The sequence below is a fragment of the Marinobacter sp. ELB17 genome (assembly GCF_000169375.1).
GTDB lineage: Bacteria > Pseudomonadota > Gammaproteobacteria > Pseudomonadales > Oleiphilaceae > Marinobacter.
The window spans coordinates 174,918-193,827 of the sequence record NZ_AAXY01000003.1 but is presented as its reverse complement, the minus strand read 5'-3'; the positions used below and the strand labels follow the sequence as shown (position 1 = coordinate 193,827).

18 protein-coding genes and 1 pseudogene are annotated in these 18,910 nt (G+C 57.4%); 6 read left to right on the top strand and 13 right to left on the bottom strand.

Features of this window, described 5'->3' with window-relative positions; all coding sequences use genetic code 11:
- Positions 1-108 precede the first annotated feature (108 nt).
- From MELB17_RS05520 to MELB17_RS05510, 3 genes are read left to right on the top strand one after another with little or no spacing between them, the layout of a single operon-like run.
- Positions 109-846, top strand: coding sequence for a thermostable hemolysin (locus MELB17_RS05520; protein ID WP_007349158.1), 738 nt, complete (start codon positions 109-111; stop codon positions 844-846).
- Entirely contained in the window at positions 830-3,019 is a 2,190-nt protein-coding gene (locus tag MELB17_RS05515) for an AMP-binding protein (RefSeq protein WP_007349157.1), read from the top strand. The genes MELB17_RS05520 and MELB17_RS05515 overlap by 17 nt, the downstream gene beginning before the upstream one ends.
- On the top strand, positions 3,006-3,794 hold the full coding sequence (locus tag MELB17_RS05510; protein WP_007349156.1) for an SDR family oxidoreductase: 789 nt from the start codon (positions 3,006-3,008) through the stop codon (positions 3,792-3,794). The genes MELB17_RS05515 and MELB17_RS05510 overlap by 14 nt, the downstream gene beginning before the upstream one ends.
- 3 nt (positions 3,795-3,797) lie before the next feature.
- On the opposite strand, the gene MELB17_RS05505 is transcribed toward MELB17_RS05510, so the two are convergent.
- The 13 genes and pseudogenes from MELB17_RS05505 to MELB17_RS05445 all read right to left on the bottom strand — a co-directional run bounded on the left by MELB17_RS05505 (position 3,798) and on the right by MELB17_RS05445 (position 15,489).
- Entirely contained in the window at positions 3,798-4,736 is a 939-nt protein-coding gene (locus MELB17_RS05505; protein WP_007349155.1) for a F0F1 ATP synthase subunit gamma, read from the bottom strand.
- The gene (locus MELB17_RS05500) at positions 4,720-6,369 is read right to left on the bottom strand and encodes a F0F1 ATP synthase subunit alpha (RefSeq protein ID WP_007349154.1); all 1,650 of its coding nucleotides are present in this window, start codon (positions 6,367-6,369) and stop codon (positions 4,720-4,722) included. Before MELB17_RS05500 ends, MELB17_RS05505 begins: the two co-directional genes overlap by 17 nt.
- Positions 6,370-6,375: 6 nt before the next feature.
- Positions 6,376-7,146 carry an ATP synthase subunit B gene (locus MELB17_RS05495; protein ID WP_007349153.1) on the bottom strand — a complete coding sequence of 257 codons (771 nt, stop codon included), beginning with the start codon at positions 7,144-7,146 and terminating at the stop codon, positions 6,376-6,378.
- Positions 7,147-7,184: 38 nt separating this feature from the next.
- On the bottom strand, positions 7,185-7,472 hold the full coding sequence (locus MELB17_RS05490; RefSeq protein WP_007349152.1) for a F0F1 ATP synthase subunit C: 288 nt from the start codon (positions 7,470-7,472) through the stop codon (positions 7,185-7,187).
- Positions 7,469-8,230 (bottom strand): F0F1 ATP synthase subunit A, encoded by a 762-nt coding sequence (locus MELB17_RS05485; protein ID WP_007349151.1) that lies wholly within the window; start codon positions 8,228-8,230, stop codon positions 7,469-7,471. The genes MELB17_RS05490 and MELB17_RS05485 overlap by 4 nt, the downstream gene beginning before the upstream one ends.
- Entirely contained in the window at positions 8,230-8,541 is a 312-nt protein-coding gene (locus MELB17_RS05480; RefSeq protein WP_007349150.1) for an ATP synthase subunit I, read from the bottom strand. The genes MELB17_RS05485 and MELB17_RS05480 overlap by 1 nt, the downstream gene beginning before the upstream one ends.
- Positions 8,531-8,869, bottom strand: coding sequence for an AtpZ/AtpI family protein (locus MELB17_RS05475; RefSeq protein WP_007349149.1), 339 nt, complete (start codon positions 8,867-8,869; stop codon positions 8,531-8,533). Before MELB17_RS05475 ends, MELB17_RS05480 begins: the two co-directional genes overlap by 11 nt.
- Positions 8,866-9,276 carry an ATPase gene (locus tag MELB17_RS05470; protein WP_007349148.1) on the bottom strand — a complete coding sequence of 137 codons (411 nt, stop codon included), beginning with the start codon at positions 9,274-9,276 and terminating at the stop codon, positions 8,866-8,868. The genes MELB17_RS05475 and MELB17_RS05470 overlap by 4 nt, the downstream gene beginning before the upstream one ends.
- Positions 9,273-10,639: pseudogene (gene atpD, locus MELB17_RS05465) on the bottom strand (F0F1 ATP synthase subunit beta). The gene MELB17_RS05470 and the pseudogene atpD overlap by 4 nt, the downstream one beginning before the upstream one ends.
- Before the next feature lie 91 nt (positions 10,640-10,730).
- Entirely contained in the window at positions 10,731-11,654 is a 924-nt protein-coding gene (gene arcC, locus MELB17_RS05460; protein ID WP_007349146.1) for a carbamate kinase, read from the bottom strand.
- A gap of 34 nt (positions 11,655-11,688) precedes the next feature.
- Positions 11,689-12,690 (bottom strand): ornithine carbamoyltransferase, encoded by a 1,002-nt coding sequence (locus MELB17_RS05455; protein WP_007349145.1) that lies wholly within the window; start codon positions 12,688-12,690, stop codon positions 11,689-11,691.
- A gap of 18 nt (positions 12,691-12,708) precedes the next feature.
- The gene (locus MELB17_RS05450) at positions 12,709-13,938 is read right to left on the bottom strand and encodes an arginine deiminase (protein WP_007349144.1); all 1,230 of its coding nucleotides are present in this window, start codon (positions 13,936-13,938) and stop codon (positions 12,709-12,711) included.
- A 45-nt stretch (positions 13,939-13,983) separates the two neighbouring features.
- Positions 13,984-15,489 carry a YfcC family protein gene (locus MELB17_RS05445; protein WP_007349143.1) on the bottom strand — a complete coding sequence of 502 codons (1,506 nt, stop codon included), beginning with the start codon at positions 15,487-15,489 and terminating at the stop codon, positions 13,984-13,986.
- A 227-nt stretch (positions 15,490-15,716) separates the two neighbouring features.
- Between MELB17_RS05445 and MELB17_RS05440 the strand changes: the two genes are divergently transcribed.
- The 3 genes from MELB17_RS05440 (at position 15,717) to MELB17_RS05430 (ending at position 18,869) form a co-directional block, all read left to right on the top strand.
- Positions 15,717-16,385, top strand: a complete 669-nt coding sequence (locus tag MELB17_RS05440; protein ID WP_007349142.1) for a DNA-3-methyladenine glycosylase I — start codon at positions 15,717-15,719, stop codon at positions 16,383-16,385.
- 153 nt (positions 16,386-16,538) lie between these two features.
- Positions 16,539-17,045, top strand: a complete 507-nt coding sequence (locus MELB17_RS05435; protein ID WP_227498817.1) for a YSC84-related protein — start codon at positions 16,539-16,541, stop codon at positions 17,043-17,045.
- Positions 17,046-17,267: 222 nt separating this feature from the next.
- Positions 17,268-18,869: a type I restriction-modification system subunit M gene (locus MELB17_RS05430; protein WP_007349140.1), complete on the top strand. Its 1,602-nt coding sequence runs from the start codon at positions 17,268-17,270 to the stop codon at positions 18,867-18,869.
- The last annotated feature ends 41 nt before the right edge of the window (positions 18,870-18,910 follow it).

Here is an 18,910-nt window from a genome sequence, read left to right as displayed (position 1 = left end):
TGGTTTAAGAATTCTGCTGCCAGAGCTTAAGGCTGGGTTAAGGCTTGCTGGTTAATCTGATGGCTCACGATGTCGGGCGCCCTGCCCAAAAGCTGTTGGAGAGCACATATGAGCGACCCGCTTACAATGTCCATACACTGCCCACCGGATTCGCCGGAGCTGGTTCCGGCCCTTCGTTGTGCCGGGCGCTGGTTGAACGAGATTACACCCGATACCGCTCTGGCGGCTACGGTTGCACAATTTATTCGGCGGCGGTTTTTGCAGGCCTATGGAGCCGAACCTTCGTTGCGGATACCGCTATTGCTGGCGTTGACCTCGGCCCAGGGTACGCTTCTGGCCGCGGTGGGCGTTCGTAGTGCCGCCCGGGAACGCCTGTTTCTTGAAGACTACCTGTCTGTTCCGGTCGAATCGGTAATGCCGTCGGCGGGTATTGCGCGCAGCAAAATTGCAGAGATTGCACACTTGGCCGGTGTAGAAGCCGGTGTCAGCAGGCATTTGTTTGCCTCATTGACGGTGTGGCTGCAGGGCGCGGGTTATGACTGGGTGGTGTGTACCGGCACCGATCAGCTGCGTAACAGTTTTCACCGAATGGGTATTGCCACCCAGGTGCTGGCCAATGCGAACCCGGCGAGTTTGCCCGATGGTGGCGCTGGTTGGGGGCGCTATTACGATCATCAACCCGTCGTGATGGCGATCAAAGTGGCCGATAGCCTCCACGCTTTGCAGCAGAGGGGGCTGCTACGGCGGATTCAGTCGGCGTCATCCAACATCGGTTCAGACGGGTCTGGCAGCTCAGACGGTTCTGACAACTTGCAGCAGGAGGATGCTTATGGCCGCCTTGCCTGAACTGCTCAAACGTCAGGCACTGGCGCACCCGTCACGTATTGCCTTACGTGGGCCGGAAGCGGATTTCAGCTATAAGCGGATGATGCAGGCGGCAGAAGCGGTGGCCGAAGAGCTGAGCGTGCGGGGTATAAAGCGTGCCGGTGTGCGCGGCGACAACACCATTGCCTGGGTACTGGCCGACCTTGCCTGCCTGTTGGCTGGTGTAGTTTGTGTGCCAGTACCTGTGTTCTTTTCTGAATCCCAGACCGCCCACCTGATCGAACGGGCGGGCCTGGACGGCTTGCTGTGCAGCGAAGAGGCAAGTGGTAGCGAGCCATTGGGCCAGGGCGTCTGGCTGCGCAGGCTGCCGGCGTTTGCAGCAGTGCCGCAGATGGCTTATATGCCGCCGATACCTAAAGACACGGCGAAAATCACCTTCACCTCCGGCAGTACCGGCACCCCCAAAGGTGTGTGTTTGTCGGTGGCGCAGATGACCGCAACGACTTTGGCCCTGAAAGAACGGCTGTCGGGCGTCGAATTACAAACGCATTTGTGCATTCTGCCCTTGGCGACCCTTCTGGAGAATATTGCCGGCGTTTACCTGCCGTTGCTTATGGGGGCTACGGTCATGGTGGCGCCATTGGCGCAGTTGGGCATGACAGGCAGCAGCGGCTTGAACCTGGGCAAGCTGGTTGCGGGAATCAATCAACACCAACCCCAATCGCTGATTTCGGTGCCGGAGCTGGCGATGGCACTGGTCAGTGCCGCCGAGCAGGGGCAGCTGAACAGCCGCTCATTGCGCTTTATGGCCGTTGGCGGTGGCCGGGTATCTGCCGAGCTGCTGGCCCGTGGCCGCGCTGCTGGCCTGCCACTGTACGAAGGTTATGGCTTGTCGGAGTGCAGCTCTGTGGTGGCGTTGAACGTGCCGGCTGCCGAGTGTGAGGGCAGCGTGGGTAAACCCCTGTCTCATATCGATATCAAGGTGAATTCTGACGGCCACATTCTGGTTCGCGGCAACACCCATTTGGGGTACCTGGGTGACGAGCCGGGGCAGGACGAGTGGCTGGATACCGGCGACCTGGGCGTGCTCAACCCAAGCGGCTTTTTATCGGTTAATGGCCGTTCGAAGAATCTGCTGATCACCAGCTTTGGCCGCAATATCAGCCCGGAGTGGCTGGAAAGTGAACTTGTTCAGGGCCTGGGCATTGGCCAGGCGGTGGTGTTCGGCGACGGTGAACCGCAGCCAATGGCAATGATAACAGTGACAGACGGGCGCTCGCCAGACGACCTTGCCGGCGCATTGCGGCAACTCAATCAACGCCTGCCGGATTACGCCCGCCTGGCCACGGTGTATATCCACCGCCAGCCCCTGAGCCAGTCCGAAGGTTACATTACTGCAAATGGCCGCCCGGTGCGGTTAACCATTCAGGCCCATCTGCCGACCCTGTTGGCAAAAGCCTTTCCTTTATTCATGTCGACATCGTTAGCCAACCAAACAGGAGAATTCCACATGGCATTTTTTGACAGATTGCAGCAGGAAACAGCACAAGCACGGGCCCATGTTAGCGGCGCGCCGGTTGTGAAAGCGATTGGCGAAGGCTGTTTCAGCCTGGAGTCCTATACCTGGTTTCTGACCCAGGCCTTTCACCACGTTAAGCACACGGTGCCGTTAATGATGGCTTGTGGCGCAAAACTGCCCTCGCGGATGGAGTTCGTTCGCAAGGCGCTGGTTGAATACATTGACGAGGAGTACGGCCACGACGAGTGGATTCTGAGTGATCTGGACGCCTGCAACGCCGACAAGGAAGCGATTCGCACGGGCAAGCCGGATGTGTCCATAGAGCTTATGGTGGCGTACCTGTACGACCAGATTAACCGGGGCAATCCGGCGGCGTTCTTTGGCATGGTTCAAGTGCTTGAGGGCACCTCCGTAGAGCTGGCCACGCCGCTGGCCGAGCAGATTCAGAAACTCCTTGGGCTTCCGAATCAGGCGTTCAGTTATCTGTACTCCCACGGCGCTCTCGACCAAGACCACTTCGAGTTTTTCCGCAACCTGATGGACGGCATTACCGACCCGACCGATCAGCAGGCCATTATTGATTCTGCCCGTGTGGTATACCGGCTCTACGGCGATATGTTGCACAGCATTCCGCTGCCGGTCACGCGCAAGGATAAACAGCATGAAGCTGCATGATCGGGTTTTTCTGCTATTGGGAGGAACCGGGGGTATTGGCAAGGCGCTGGTGGAGCCGCTGGTTCGGGCAGGCAGCCGTGTCATCGTAGCCTCCCGCCACCCGGAACGTATCGGTCATCTGGAAGGTGTGTCGCCGGTGTGTCTGGACCTGGCGGCCGTTGATCTGGACCAACAGCTGGCGCGCCTGACGGAGGCCTACCCGGAGATCGACGGCGTGATCCATTGCGCCGGCCAGAATCGTTTTGCCGGACTGGCTAGGATGTCGGTTGAAGAGCTCGATGCCCAGCTTTACGTGAACCTGCGCTCGGCCATGCTGGTGGCCAGGCATTTTGCCCCCAGATTCGAGAAGGCGGGCAGCGGCGCGCTGGTGTTTGTGGGGTCGACCTTTGGCAGCATAGGCTTCCCCGGCTATACCGCCTATTGCGCCACCAAGTTTGGCCTGCGGGGGTTTACCGAAGCCCTGCGCAGGGAGTTGGCGGATACCGCTGTGCAGGTGGTGTACGTGGCGCCCAGGGCCACTGCCACCGACATGAATGCGGAAGCCGTGAACGAGTTGAATCGTGCGCTTGGCAACCGCGTTGACACGCCCCAGGCAGTGGCAACAGCCATTCTGAAAGCGATGGAAAACGGCGATCGCCGCCGGTTTCTCGGCTGGCCCGAAAAATTGTTTGTGGTGATTAACGCGATACTGCCGCGCATTGTCGATAAAGCGATGCTTAAACAACTGCCGGTGATTCGGCGCTTTCTCAATGCAAAAGCTGTGTCTGGAATCTAGCGGTTATAACGGTGCTCTTGCTGGTGCTTTGGCTGGCGTTCTGGTTGGCATAAATGCCGCTGGGCGCCGCCGTTTTTTTAACGCCTCAAAGCCAATAATCACATCCATCAATTCGTTGGTGATTTCGGTCTGGCGCACAGAACGCAAATCGCCCGTTACAACGCCAATACGCTCATCCACCGACTGCTCGGCCTGCTGCATCAGCGCCAGGCGCGCAGCGTTTTCAGTCACCATGGCTTCGGCCGAGGCGCGAAATACGCTGGCAAAGATGTGGCTGCGAATCAGCGACGACAGCAGCGCATCAGCGGCCATGGTGTAATCCGGCAGCGCCCGGGAGTTCCAGCGCTTGGTGCTTTGCAACAGTGCCGGTTCCAGTGGCAGCAGGCGCCGGGTGACGGGTTCGCGGGTGCCGTGTTCACCGCGCTGGGTGAACGCCAGGGTAACACCGACGCCAAACAGGGACTGGCCACGGCTGAGAGCGTCAATGCGGCTGACAATGTCGCCGGCCAGACGGCCAATGCCGTCGGCGGAGGCGGGCGGTAGTAAGGTGGCTTCCGGTTTCAAGTCCTGATCGGTGAGGGCATCCTGCATTTGCGCGCCAATGCACAACAGGCGTGGCTTGCCGGCACTTTGGGCGTTCTGGTGCTGCTTCACCAGCTGCGCCAGGCTTTCGTTGTAGTTGCCGCAAAGGCCGTGGTCTGTGCCAAACACCACGATCAGCTGCTTGGCGCTGGCCTCCTGTTGCAGGCTGAGCCCACCGGTACGGAACGCAAATGCGGCAAAGCCCTGCAAAATAGTCTGGTGGTAGGCCTCTATGGAACGCGCGGCGTGCTCGTAGGGCGAGGCGTTAATGGCCGACAGGGTTTTCATGGTGTGCACAATGCTACGGATGCTGGTTAGCGTGTCGCTGTGGCGCTCCAGTGCTTCAAGAGATTGGGCCATTCCTGTTCTCCAAATCAGTCTCCAAATCAGCTTCCAGGGCCGAGCGAACCATAACGATCACCCGCTCGCTGTCTTCTGGCCGTAACTCTTTGTCGTCCGCTATGCGTTGTTCAATCTCCTGCAACTGCTTCTTGGCCAGCACGCGTATGCGCTGCATGGCATCGACCAGTGGCTGCTCTTCCAGGCCGTCAAGTAAGCCTTCCATGGCCGCAATCAGCACCGCGAGTTGCTCAACCGCCGGCATAGGGTCGCGCTCGGCCTGGCGCAGGGAATTGCGTACCGCCGCACCGCGCTTCAGGCGGGCGCGAGTGGCGTCATCCAGCCGCGTACCAAAGCGGGCAAAGTCTTCCAGTTCTTCAAATTGCGACAGAGTCACCCGCAGGTTGCCGGCAACCTTGCGCAGGGCCCGGCTCTGAGCCTTGCTACCCACGCGGGACACCGACAATCCCTGATGCACCGCCGGGAACTGGTTCTTTTGCACCAGCTGTGGCGACAGGTAAATCTGGCCATCGGTAATGGAAATCAGGTTGGTGGGAATATACGCAGACAGGTTCTCAGCCTGGGTTTCTACCACTGGCAGAGCGGTAATAGAGCCACCGCCTACCTCTTCGGTAAACTGGCCGGCCCGTTCCAGCAGGCGGGCGTGAACGTAGAAGATGTCCCCCGGGAACGCCTCACGCCCCGGTGGCCGGCGCAGCAATAACGACAATTCGCGATAGGAGCGTGCGTGGTGGGTCAAATCATCAAATATGATCAATACATCGCGGCCCTGATCGCAAAAATACTCCGCCATGGTCATCGCGGCATAGGGGGCGATGTAAGCCAGGCCGGGTGTTTCCTCATCGCCGGCGGACATTACGATGCTGCGGGCCATCATGTCGCCTTTTTTTAGCGCGCCGATAACCCGTGACACAGCATCGCCGCGTTGGCCGATAGCGCAATAGATACAAATCACGTCGGACCGTATCTGATTGAGCATGGTGTCCACCGCGATGGAGGTTTTTCCGGTTTGGCGATCACCGATGATCAGTTCGCGCTGGCCCAAGCCCACCGGCACGGCGGCGTCTATGGCTTTGATGCCGGTCGCCAGCGGCTTGAAAATGGCCGAGCGGCTCAAAACGCCAGGCGCCTCGGCTTCCACCGGGTGCTCGGCGACTGCCGCGATGACCCCAAGGCCGTCGCGGGGAAGGCCGACAGCATCCACAACGCGGCCCAACAGGGCCGGGCCAACGGGCACGCTGATGACCTTGCGGGTGCGCCGCACGTCTTCGCCAAGGCGGATGTGTTCCGATGGGCCAAGCAGAATAACGCCCAGCCTGCCGGGCTCAAGGTCCAGCACAATGCCGCGTACGCCGGAGGCAAATATCAGCAACTCATCCGCCAGGGCGCGAGCCAGGCCCGTCACTACGGCTACGCCATCGCCCACTTCAATAACGCGACCCACCTCAGTCAGCACCGGTGCGGGTGTCGGTGTAGCCAGCAGGTCCTGCTGCCAGCGCTGGAACTGCTGTTCGAAATCCTGGTCCTGGCTCTGGTTCTGAACCCGAGGCTGCGCGCTGGCAGGGATTTGCGCCGGGCTGTTGTTGATGTTGCTAATGCTGCCGCTGCCGCTGCCGCTGTCTCTATCGCTCATAGTGAATCATTCAGCCTCAGCTTGCGCCCGGCCTGAAGCGCTGGCGGTCAGGCGTTGGTTCAGCAGAGCATCAAATTCGTCGGTATAACTGTCAACCGTCCACGCCACCTGGGCGCCACCTATTCGCAGAATCAGTCCGGGCGCCTGGTCTGCGTCGGTCTCAAGGCTCAGTGCCATGGCTGGCAACAGCTTGTTGAGATCGGTTTTCAGCTGTGATTGCGCGGCTTCTGGCAAGGGCTTGCGGGTGGTTGCGATGGCTTGGGTGCTGCCCGCTGCCGCTTTTTTTAATTCGTCTACCAAGGGTTCCAGACGCTTGCCTACATGGCGCACTATGGCCTGTTCCAGGGTTTCATCGGCCAGGTCACGAAGGGCCTTGCGGGTGAGTTCCAACAGGGTCTCCTGTCCGGCCCGCTGCAGTCTTGCGGTAAATCTCGCCCGCTCCCGTTCCAGGTGCTTGTGCCAGTCTTGTTGTTCCTGCTCCAGCCGGGCGCGGGCTTCGGCCAGCAAGCTGTCGCGCTGGCCTTCAGTATCGCGCAGCGCTTTCTGAATCATGGCGTCCTGGTCAGACATCAGCTGTTTTTTCTGCTGCTGGAACTCGGCTTGTGCGGCTTGGGCTTTTTGCTGAGCTTCACCGGCGGCGGCCATGCTTTTGGTGATTTCAGCCTCGCGCGCGTCAATACCGTCCAGAATAGGGCGGTACAAGAAGCGTTTCAGCAGCCACACCAGCACCAGAAAGTTGGCGAGTTGTGCCAGAACGGTAATCCAGTCAATGGACATAATGGTTGACCTGTTGGGTGAATCAGCCAAATGGGAGGCTATCCGGCAGTTACCGTCGCTGCCTGTACCGCCGCATCCCAAAACGGGTTGGCGAAGATAAGAATCATCGCCACGACAAAACAGTAAATGGCGGTGGATTCAATCATCGCCAGGCTGACGAACAGGGTACGGGACAGAGTAGGCGCAGCGTCTGGCTGCTGGGCAATGGCGGCAATAGCGGCCGCGGCCGCACGCCCTTCAGCCAGGGACGGCCCTATGCAGCCAATCGCTATGGTGAAACCGGCGGTAAAAATAGAGATTGCAGCGATAATGGCAAGATCGGTCATGATTGTTCCTCGTTGGGTGACGTCGTGTGCACTTTATTTAAAGCTAAGGGCTCTCTATTTAACGCTGTTGGCTCTCTATCTAAAGCTGGTGGCTCTTTTCCTGCGGTAGCAGAAGAAATATAGACGGTGGCTAGAATGGCAAAGATGTAGGCTTGGATCATGCCGGTGAGAAGGCCCAGCATGTCCATCAGCACCGGGAAGAAAAACGGTGCGACGGTCAGTAGAATGGCGGCAATAACAGCCCCGCTCATCACGTTTCCGTAAAGGCGGATAGCCAGCGAGATACCATGGGAAAATTCGCTGATAATGTTGAACGGCAGCATGATGACCGAGGGTTCAATAAAGGTTCGCAGGTAGCTTTTTACGCCGCCGCTGGCAATGCTGAATACCGGAACGGCGACCAGCACCGACAGTGCCAGAGCCATGGTGGTCGACAAAGACGAGGTAGGCGGCGAAAAGCCGGGAATCACCAGCATCAGATTCGACAACGCAATAAACAAAAACAGAGTGCCGGCGAAGTACATCACGTGACGGGCTGAATTCTGGGTGACTTCCTCAATCTGGCCCTGAATCAGTTTTACGATCACTTCCAGTGCCGTACGCAGGCGGTCGGGCGGCACGTCGGCGCGCAGGTTGCGAGTCACAAACCAGGAAATGCCCACCAGCAACACCATCACAATCCAGGTATTTACGATGGTCGCGTTCAAGCCCCAGCCACCGAGGGTGAGCACAATGATGTTGTCCGGTGAAAACTGCATTACGCGCCCTCTTGTTCTGTTAAAGATGTGGTGTCGCGTTTTCTGGCCCAAAGCAGCGCGACCATACGCACTAACAGAAATGCCAGGGCGAAACCGGCCATGGGCCAGGCTGTGGCACTGCTGGTGGCAAGCCAGAAACCGACGCCCAGCAGCATGGCGATGCGCACGATTGCGCTGAGCAATAACAGGGCTTCGGGCTGGCGCGAACGCAGAGCGCGTTTCATACCCCAGGCCAGCCCGACAAAAAACAGGCTGCTGACGGCCACCCCTACGGCCAATCCCAGCAATACAGCTGACCAGTCAACCGTCATGTTTGTCTCCTTCGTTGGCGTCTGTGTGGTTATTATCGCCGCCGGCTTTTTGGGTTTCTTTATCAATCCAGTTCCAGGCGATCATGGCGCCCACCACAATACCCCCCAGAATCAGCGCGATGGGCCAGGAAAAATTCTGCGGCGCTACCTTGTTCAGCCACAACCCCAGAAACGCCCCCGCAACGGCAGGTACCGCTACTGACCAGCCAATCATGCCAAAGGCACCGATGCCTCTTAATGGGCTGGCTCCGGGCTGTTTGCGGGCGCGCTGAAGTCGTTCAGTACTGCGCCGGATATCGTCGGCAGAACGGTCTTTGCGGCTGCTCATAGCGCGGGTTTCCGTAAGTCGCCAAAGCGTCGAACAATGTTGGCTTCGAGGCGTGATAGCGCTGACCGGGCTACCCGCTCTTCTTCATCTACCTCCACAAAGGCCGTTTGTATGGTGTCGTTCAGGGTGTCCAGACTGTCGCCCTGAACACCCCGGCGAATGGCGATGTCTACCTGATGGCCGGTTTTCACCAGCAGGCCCTCGTCGATGCCAAAAAACAGCTCTTCACCGGTTTCGTCCGTTAGAATCAGCACCGACGGCACCAGCGCGGTGACAAAGTCGGTATGGTTGGGCAGCATGCCAAAGGCACCGTTGACGGCGGTGGCAAACAGCCGCTGTGCGCGGCCTTCGAACAGAGTGCGGGTAGGTAGCCTTAGCGTAACCGTCATCACGTTTGCCAGGCTCATGACGATGACGCCAAATCTTTCAGCGAGCCAATCATGTAATAGTCGCTTTCGTTATCGTTGAATTCAGTCTGGTTGAGTATGGTTTCGCAGTCGTTCAGCGTGTCTTTGATGGGCACTCGCCTGCCGTTGTCGCCGTCGACCGAACCAATAGTGAAAAACGGCTGGGTCAGATAGCGCTCCAAACGTCGCGCCCGCGCCACGACGGCGCGATCGGCGGCCGACAGTTCTTCCATACCCAGCATGGAAATAATGTCTCGCAAGTCCTCATAATCGGCCAGGGTACGCCGCACCGCGCGGGCGATGTCGTAGTGGCGCTGGCCGACAACCGCCGGCGTCAGCATCACAGAAGCCGAGGCAAGAGGGTCGACGGCCGGGTACAAGCCTTCGCTGGCGCGCTTGCGCGACAGCACCACCGAAGCGGACAAGTGCGAAAAAATATGCGCAGCGGCAGGGTCGGTGAAGTCATCCGCCGGCACGTATACCGCCTGAATAGAGGTGATGGAACCGTTGCGGGTGGAGGTGATGCGCTCCTCCAAGGTGGCCAGTTCGGTGGCCAGTGTGGGTTGGTAGCCCACCCGTGACGGCATACGGCCCATCAAACCGGACACTTCCGAGCCTGCCTGAACAAAGCGAAAAATGTTGTCGATCAGCAGCAGAACGTCCTGCTTTTTATCGTCACGGAAATATTCGGCCATGGTAAGCGCTGTTTTGCCCACCAGAAAGCGCACACCGGGAGCCTCATTCATCTGCCCGAACACCATCACGGTTTTGTCGCGCACGCCGGCGTCGCCCATTTCCCGGTAGAGTTCTTCGGCTTCACGGGAGCGTTCGCCAATACCGCAAAACAGGCTGACGCCCTCGTATTCCTGCACGGTGTTGTTAATCAGCTCGGTAATCAGCACGGTTTTGCCCACACCGGCGCCGCCAAACAACCCGGTTTTGCCGCCGCGCTCGATAGGCGACAGCAGATCAATGGCTTTGATGCCGGTTTCCAGAATATCGCTGTGCACCACTCGGTCTTCCAGCGCCGGTGGCGGCTGGTGAATAGAGCGGCGAATGTCGGTAGCGGGGGCGGGTTTGTTATCAATAGGCTCGCCGAAAACGTTCAGCATGCGGCCCAGAACAGCGTTTCCAACCGGGACCTGAATGGGTGCGCCGGTAGCACGCACAGAAACACCCAGGCCCAACCCGCGTACCGGTGCCAGCGCCATACAGCGCACGGCGCCGCTTTCCAGAAGGGACGTGACTTCCAGCGCCAGATTGCCGGCGTAGAGCAAATCGTGAATACGCGGAGAGTCTTGCGGAAAAAGAACGTCGACAACGCCACCGCGAATGCCGACTACCTCTCCATCAAATTCGCCATTTGCGAGGTGCTCAGTAACAGAAGTAGGCTCCGGGCTACCCTGATCTGAGCCTGGAATAGCTTGATTCAACATGACGAAGCGCCTGAACAGTTAACAGTTGTGAGTGGCTGACCCTGTGATGAGTGTTCCCGCACGCGCCTCCAGAATGGCAAGCGCATCTTCTAACCGGCCAATGCCGCTAATGCCCCCGGTATCTGCAAAGTCGCAGGCCGCCGTTACCTTCGGCCCCATGGACCCAGCGGGAACGTCCAGCGTTCTTGCCTCGGCCGGTGTAACGGTGCGAACCGGAGCGGCAGTGGGTTTACCAAAGTCACGATAGACTGCATCCACGTCGGTCAGCAGCAGGAGCGCGTCGGCGCCCAACTCTCGTGCTAGCAGCGCGCTGGCAGCATCTTTATCGATAACCGCTTCAACACCGGTCATGCTGCCGTCGTTGCGACGCAGCACCGGAATGCCGCCACCTCCGGTACAGATTATGACCACCTCTTGATCCAGCAGCAGTTTCAGTACGCGCATATCCGGAATTTCTTTGGGTGCAGGGGAGGGCACTACCCTGCGCCACTTGTCGCCATCGGCTGCGATCTGCCAGCCAGCGGCCGCGGCGCGGGATTCCGCTTCTGCTTTATCGTACACCGGGCCAATAAATTTGGTCGGATTGGCAAAGGCAGGATCGTTCGGATCTACAACAACCTGGGTAAGCAGGGTCGCTACCGGGCGATCATGGCCCAGAGCATTTTCCAGTTCCTGCTCAATCATGTAGCCGATCATACCTCCGGTTTCGGCACCCAGAACATCCAGCGGGTAGGCTTCTTCAGGCTTATAGGCGGCGCCCTGCAACGCCAGCAAGCCCACTTGGGGGCCGTTACCATGGGTAATCACCAGCCGGTGCCCGGCGCGCACCAGTTCCGCCAGAGATGTCGCGGCTTTTCGAACATTGGTGCGCTGGGCTTCGGCGGTCAGTGGTTCGCCGCGTTTCAACAGGGCGTTACCGCCCAGTGCTGCAACAATCAGCATGGTGTGTGTCCTTTTTCAGCAATCCGCGCCAGACTCAGGCCCCAAGGGTGGCTACCAGCACCGCCTTGATGGTGTGCATACGGTTTTCCGCCTGGTCGAAAACAATCGAAGCCGGGCTTTCGAAAACCTCATCGGTTACCTCCATGGCACTGATTCCGAATTCTGCCTGGATTTCTTTGCCAACGATGGTGTCGGTATTGTGAAACGCCGGCAGGCAGTGCATGAAGCGGGCACGGGGGTTGCCAGTTTTTTCCATCACCGCCGCGTTCACCTGGTAGGGCATCAACAGTTTTATCCGGTCGCCCCACTTTTCTTTCGGCTCGCCCATAGACACCCAAACGTCGGTGTAGACAAAGTCGACCCCGGCCACCGCCGTATCCACATCTTCGGTAATGGTAATACGGGCACCGGTTCCCCGCGCGATCGCCTGGGCTTCGTCCTGAATGGATTGCTGAGGCCAGCAGACTTTGGGTGCACACAGGCGCACATCCATGCCCATCTTGGCGCCACCGATCAGCAGGCTATCGCCCATGTTGTTGGCGGCGTCACCAAGAAAAGCGTAGGCGACCTGGTGCAGCGGCTTCTCAACATGCTCCTGCATAGTTAAAAAGTCAGCGAGAATTTGTGTTGGGTGGAACTCGTCGGTCAGGCCGTTGTAGACCGGTACACCGGCATATTCGGCCAACTCCTCGACAATCTTCTGGCCGAAGCCGCGGTACTCGATGGCATCGTAAACCCGGCCCAGTACTCGAGCCGTGTCTTTTACCGACTCCTTGTGGCCGATGTGGGTTCCAGAGGGCCCAAGGTAGGTGACCCGGGCGCCCTGATCGTAAGCGGCCACCTCAAACCCCACTCGTGTGCGGGTGGAGTTCTTTTCAAAGATAAGCGCAATTTCTTTGCCGACAAGCTGCGGTATCTCGGTGCCGGCGTATTTCGCCGCTTTCAGATCGGTCGACAGCTTAAGCAGAAAGCTGATCTCCCGGGGGGAGAAGTCCCGCAAGGTCAGGAAGTGCCGATTCTTCAGGTTAAAAGCCATGGTCTTTGTCCTTTCCGGTCAGATGGGGTCACGAATCGTGGGGCAGCTCATGCAGCGTCCGCCGCCCCGACCACGGCCCAGTTCGGCGCCGGGTATGGCCAACACTTCGATCCCCGCCGCTTTGAGTGCCGCGTTGGTGTCATCATTTCGGTCGTAGCCAATCACCACGCCCGGACTTATGGCCAGCACGTTGTTGCCATCATTCCACTGCTCACGCTCGCGCTCGGCCGGGTCGTCGCCACCGGTTGGAACCACTTCCAGGGATTTGTAGCCAAGAACCTCGGCCACCACATCAAACAGCGGCCGTGAGTCCTGGCGGAAAGACAGGTGTTTTTTGCCCTCACCGGCGCGCAAGTCATAGCAGATCACTTCGTCCGCTACTTCCTTGAACGCTGTAACCACATTGCCGCCGCAGAAAGTGAAGATGGTGTCCAGGTGCATGGAGGTGCGGGATTTCGGAATCTGACAGGCAATCACCCGCTCTGCGGTGCCTTTTTCAAACAAAGCGTTGGCCAGTTGCCCTACGGCTTGTGGTGATGAGCGCTCGCCCATTCCCACCAGCACGGTGCCATTGCCCACGGGCATGATGTCGCCGCCTTCGAGCGTTGCCAGGCCATGATTCTTGGTAGGGTCGCCCCAAAGCACGTCTGCTTTTCCAGCAAACTTCGGGTGGAAACGGTAAATGCCGGCCATCAGCAGGGTTTCGGGTTTCCGCGCGGCCCAGTGCATGGGGTTAAGTGTGACACCACCGTAGATCCAGGCACTGTTATCGCGGGTGAAAAGAAAGTTTGGCAATGGCGGCAGCACAAATCCGTAGTGCCCCAGGTGGTTACCAAAAAGACCGGTTGGGTCAAAGGGCAAGTCGGCCACTTCCAGGCCACCCATCAGGTATTCCGCAAGCTTGGCGCCGGGAAGCTCGTCCATCCATGCGCGCAGGTCGGAAATCATCCCGACTCCGATATCGTTCCAGGTGATTCGATGATCGAGAATCCATTTGCGGGCTTCGGGTATGTCTAAAGTTTCTGCCAATAGTTCGTTGACGTCTAAAACCTCAATACCCCGTGAACGCATAAGCTCGGAAAATACGTCATGATCTTTCTGAGCCTGTTTTACCCAGAACACGTCGTCAAATAGCAGGTCATCACAGTTAGACGGTGTCAGCCTGCGGTGAGCCAGACCAGGGCGGCAGACAATAACCTGCCGCAGTGCTCCGGCTTCAGAATGCACGCCAAGTGTTAGTTCAGACATGGTTAATCCCCAATGTGTATGGCTTCGTCATTACTTCGAAAGATGTCAAAGTAATGCCGCAGCACTGATGACCACCGAAATGAAAATTGTAAGAATCAGCAACAAGGGCCAGATAAACACGAGCCAGCGGTCGTAAGACACTCGCGCAATCGCCAGGCCGCCAATGACAACGGCGAAGGTGGGGTTGATCAGGTTGACCAGACCGTTGGCGGATTGGAAAGCGGTCACAACCAGGTCGCGCCCGACATTGGCGAAGTCCGCCAGCGGTGCAAGAATCGGCATAGACAACACGGCCAGGCCTGAAGACGACGGCACAAAGAAACTCATGCCCACTTCAATCCAGAACATCAGGTTGATAAACGCAAGCTCGGGCAGCCCGCCAAGAGAGTTTTCGGCGCTGTGTAGAATGGTGTCGGCAATCATGCCCTGGTCCATCATAACCACGATGCCGCGGGCCAGTCCGACCACCAGCGCAACACCCAGAAGGTCACGGGCGCCATCGACAAAGCTATTGGTCAGTTTTTTCTCGCCAAGGCGGGCAATAATACCGATCACAATGGCCGAGCCAAAAAACAGCGCGCCCATGCGGGCCATCCACCAGCCTTGTGAAGACACGCCCCAGATCATAAACACAAAGGTTGCAGCGAAAATCAGCAGGGCGACAATCTGGGTTTTGTCGAGGGTGGAATCATCAACTCCGTCATGCTGCTTGCGGAGGAAAAGGCGGCGGTGAGCATCCCATTGTTTGGCGACAACAGAGCGGGATGGATCCGCTTTAACGCGCATTGCGTAACGCATCACATACGCGGCACAAATAAGCAGCCCGCCAACCAGCAGAATAAAACGCACCACAATGCCATCGGTAAACGGAATGTCGGCTGCATTGGCGGCGATAACGGTGGCAAACGGGTTGATGGTGGAACCCAGCACGCCGATACCGGAACCCACCAGAATAATGGCGACCCCGGTGACAGCATCGTATCCGGCGGCCATCATGACCGGAATCAGAATGGCATAAAAAGCCAAGGTCTCTTCGGCCATGCCATAGGTTGTGCCGCCGATGGCAAAAAGGGTCATTAATATTGGAATCATCCAGATTTCATGGCCCTTGAGGTGGCGCATAGCGCTGCGTATGCCGGTATCAATGGCGCCGGTGGCATTCATTACACCCAGAAAGCCACCCAGGAAAATGACGAACAGGGCAACATCTATCGCGTTGGCCACGTAGCTGTCCGGATCATAAAACCCGGCTGTGGGCGCTAGCATTATGTCCACGAAACCCTGAGGGTTTGCCTCAACAGCCTTGTAGGTGCCAGGCACGGCCACGTCGCGGCCGACCTCTTCGTTCGTCACCCGGTCGTATTGGCCAGCAGGTATAATCCAGGTCAACGCAGCCACAAAGATAATCAGCAGAAACAAAATGGTGTAGGCGGTAGGAAACCGCGTTGCCAGATCGTGTTCCGGATTATTTGAAGCGTTATTTGGAGAGAGATTGACAGGATTTGAAAAATCGTCAGAAGGGGTTTTCGGGGGATGGTTTTTATTGCTCACAGTCGTTCTCCTTTATCCATATCAACAGCGATAAATAGAGCCAATGAAAGATCCCGATCCCGGCTGTGAACGTTTTACCTTTGCCCAGCTAGGTGGGACTTCGATTTCTGAGTTGTTCGCCCTCACAGTAGTTGAAAAAGGGCCAGTCGAAATTGAGTTAGGTCAGTCTTAAATGAATGACCTATTAATCTTCAACAACCCATTCACACCCCAAAAGACAAGACGCTATGCGCTTTTCAGAAATTCATGAGCGCGCGATTGCGCGCAAAGGTGGCGTTGAAGAGTTAAACGCCCGGTTACCCACGCCGCCACCGGCCAGCGCGCTGGAGCAGCGCAGTGACGATCGCTATTTGGCAGAAATGACCTGCTGTGTGTTCAAAGCGGGTTTCGTGTGGCGGGTGATTGACAAAAAATGGCCGGATTTTGAAGCCGCCTTTCACGGCTTTGTGCCGGCCTACTGGCAGCAGGTGCCGCCGGACGTGCTGGAAACCTTGGCCTGCGACGAACGCATTGTGCGCAACCTGCAAAAAATCCGCACGGTGCCGGAAAACGCCCGCATGATTATGGACACGGTGCACGAGCATGGCAGTTTTGGTGCGTTTCTACGTCAGTGGCCGTCGTCTGACCAAGCCGGATTGCTGCTGTGGTTCAAGCGCCACGGTTCGCGCCTAGGCGGTAACAGCGCCCAGTATTTTCTGCGCCGGGTGGGCTGGGACGGCTTTATTATGTCCAACGATGTCATTCAGGTGCTGCGCCAGGCCAAGCTTCTGGATGCATCAACGAGCAGTAAAAAAGGCCTGTATCAGGTGCAGGAGGCGTTCAATGCCTGGCACGGAGAAACCGGCCTGCCTTACAGTCAACTGTCGCGAATAGCCGCTTATTCAATCGATGGTTAAGGCAAGTCAATCGATGATTAAGGCAATGTGTCCCAGCTTTAACGGTTAGTTTTCAGCCAAAAGATCTATAGTTTGGTGAACACTCAGGAGGGCTGTGTCATGAATCGTTTGGGTAAAACCTTTTTTGGATTTGTATTCGCGCTGACGTCCGCCATGGCAATGATCGTTGCGAATCCGGCGCTGGCGGCAAGCGCTGAAGATCTTGACCGCAATGCAATGCAGTCGTTAGATACACTGTATAAAGTGCATCCGGTGGCTGAAACTTTATCAAAAAGTGCCAAAGGTATTTTGGTGTTCCCCAATATCGTAAAAGCCGGCCTGGTATTTGGCGGCAGCTATGGCGAAGGCGTGCTATTGAAAGGCTCGGCGGTAGCTGATTACTACAATTCCATCACCGGTTCCTGGGGCTTGCAGGCTGGTGCACAGTCGTACGCGTACGCAGTGTTTCTGATGACGGATGCCGCCGTGTCTTATCTTGAGAAAACCAACGGCTGGGAAATTGGCGTTGGCCCGACAGTGGTTCTGGTTGACGAAGGCGTGGCTAGAAACCTGTCGACCTCGTCGCTGAAAGACGATGCCTATGCGTTTATCTTCAGCCAGCAGGGCCTGATGGCCGGGCTGAGTATTGAAGGCACTAAAATATCCCGCATTGACCGCTAAGCTATCCAGTATTGACGCTTAAGCTAGCTCGTATTGACGGCTAAGCTACAGCGCGCAGGCAAGTCTGCGGGTGATCTCCTCATCCGCAGACTTGTTTCTCTATTGCCAGCGGCGAGTTCAGCAGAGAGTTAGGCCAAACTCCCGGTAAGCGCTATCATACTGCCCACTATTCGAACCGTTGCTAACGCGTCTTAATACCGCGTCCGTAAATAAAGGCAGTTCATGAGCAAGCAGTCTTCCTCCGTAAAAAAGAACACCCGCACCTTCGAACAAAGCCTCTGGGACACCGCCGACAAGCTACGCGGCACGGTGGAGTCGTCGGAGTACAAGCACGTAGTGTTGAGCCTGATCTTCCTCAAATTCGTCAGTGACAAGTTCGAAGCCCGCAAGCAGGCGCTGATTGCTGAGGGGCAAGAAGCCTACGTAGACATGGTGGAGTTTTACACCATGAAAAACGTGTTTTACCTGCCAGAGCACGCCCGCTGGAACACCCTGCAAAAACAGGCCAAGCAAGACGACATCGCGATAAAAATCGACACTGCACTCTATGCCATTGAAAAGCTGAACCCGTCATTAAAAGGCGCATTGCCGGATAACTACTTTTCCCGCATGGGGCTGGAAGTCAGCAAGCTGGCGGCGCTGATTGATTCTATCAATAACATCGCCACTGTGAGTGACCAAAGCAGTGCCGGGCCAGATGGTAATGAAGAAGACCTGGTTGGTAGGGTGTACGAATACTTCCTCGGTAAATTCGCGGCCACCGAAGGCAAGGGCGGCGGCGAATTCTATACCCCCAAGTGCATCGTTAATCTGCTGGCGGAAATGATCGAGCCTTATCAGGGCAAAATTTACGACCCCTGTTGCGGTTCCGGCGGCATGTTTGTGCAGTCCGTGAAGTTTTTGCGCAACCACGAAGGCAACCAGAAAGACATCTCCATATACGGCCAGGAATACACCGCTACCACCTACAAACTGGCGAAAATGAACTTGGCCATTCGCGGCATTGCCAGCAACCTCGGTGATGTTCCCGCGGACACCTTCTTCAAAAACCAGCACCCGGATTTGAAAGCCGACTTCATCATGGCGAACCCGCCGTTCAACATGAAAGCCTGGCGCGGCGCGGACGAGCTCAGCACCGACCCGCGCTGGGCCGGTTACGATGCGCCGCCCACCGGCAACGCCAACTACGCGTGGATACTGCACATGGTGTCCAAGCTGTCTGCCCAGGGTACCGCCGGTTTTGTTATGGCCAACGGTTCCATGTCGACCAACACCAGCGGCGAAGGCGTCATTCGCCAGAAGTTGATTGAAAACGACCTGGTGGACTGCATGATCGCCCTGCCGGGCCAATTGTTCTACACCACCCAGATTCCGGTGTGCCTGTGGTTCGTTACCAAGAACAAAAAAGCGCAGGCCATTGCCGGCCACAGCGACAGCAATCACCGCAACCGTGAAGGCGAAACCCTGTTCATCGACGCCCGTAACATGGGTTCCATGATCAGCCGTACCCACAAAGAACTCACCGCCGACGACATCGCCGAAATTACCCGCACCTACCACGCCTGGCGGGGCGAAGCCAAAGACGGCGGTTATGAAGACCTACCCGGTTTCTGCAAAGCCACCGCTCTGGCTGACATCAAAGCTAACGACTACGCGCTTACCCCCGGCCGTTACGTGGGCGCCGCCGCGATTGAAGATGATGGCATTCTTTTTGAAGTGAAAATGGCGGAACTGAGCCAGACTCTTTATCAGCAGATGGCGGAAGCGGAACGGTTAGATGCGGTGATTCGGGAGAATTTGGAGGGGTTAGGTTATGGGGAGTGAGTGGCCCAAAGTGCGGCTAGGTGACCATGTTGATTCTTGCC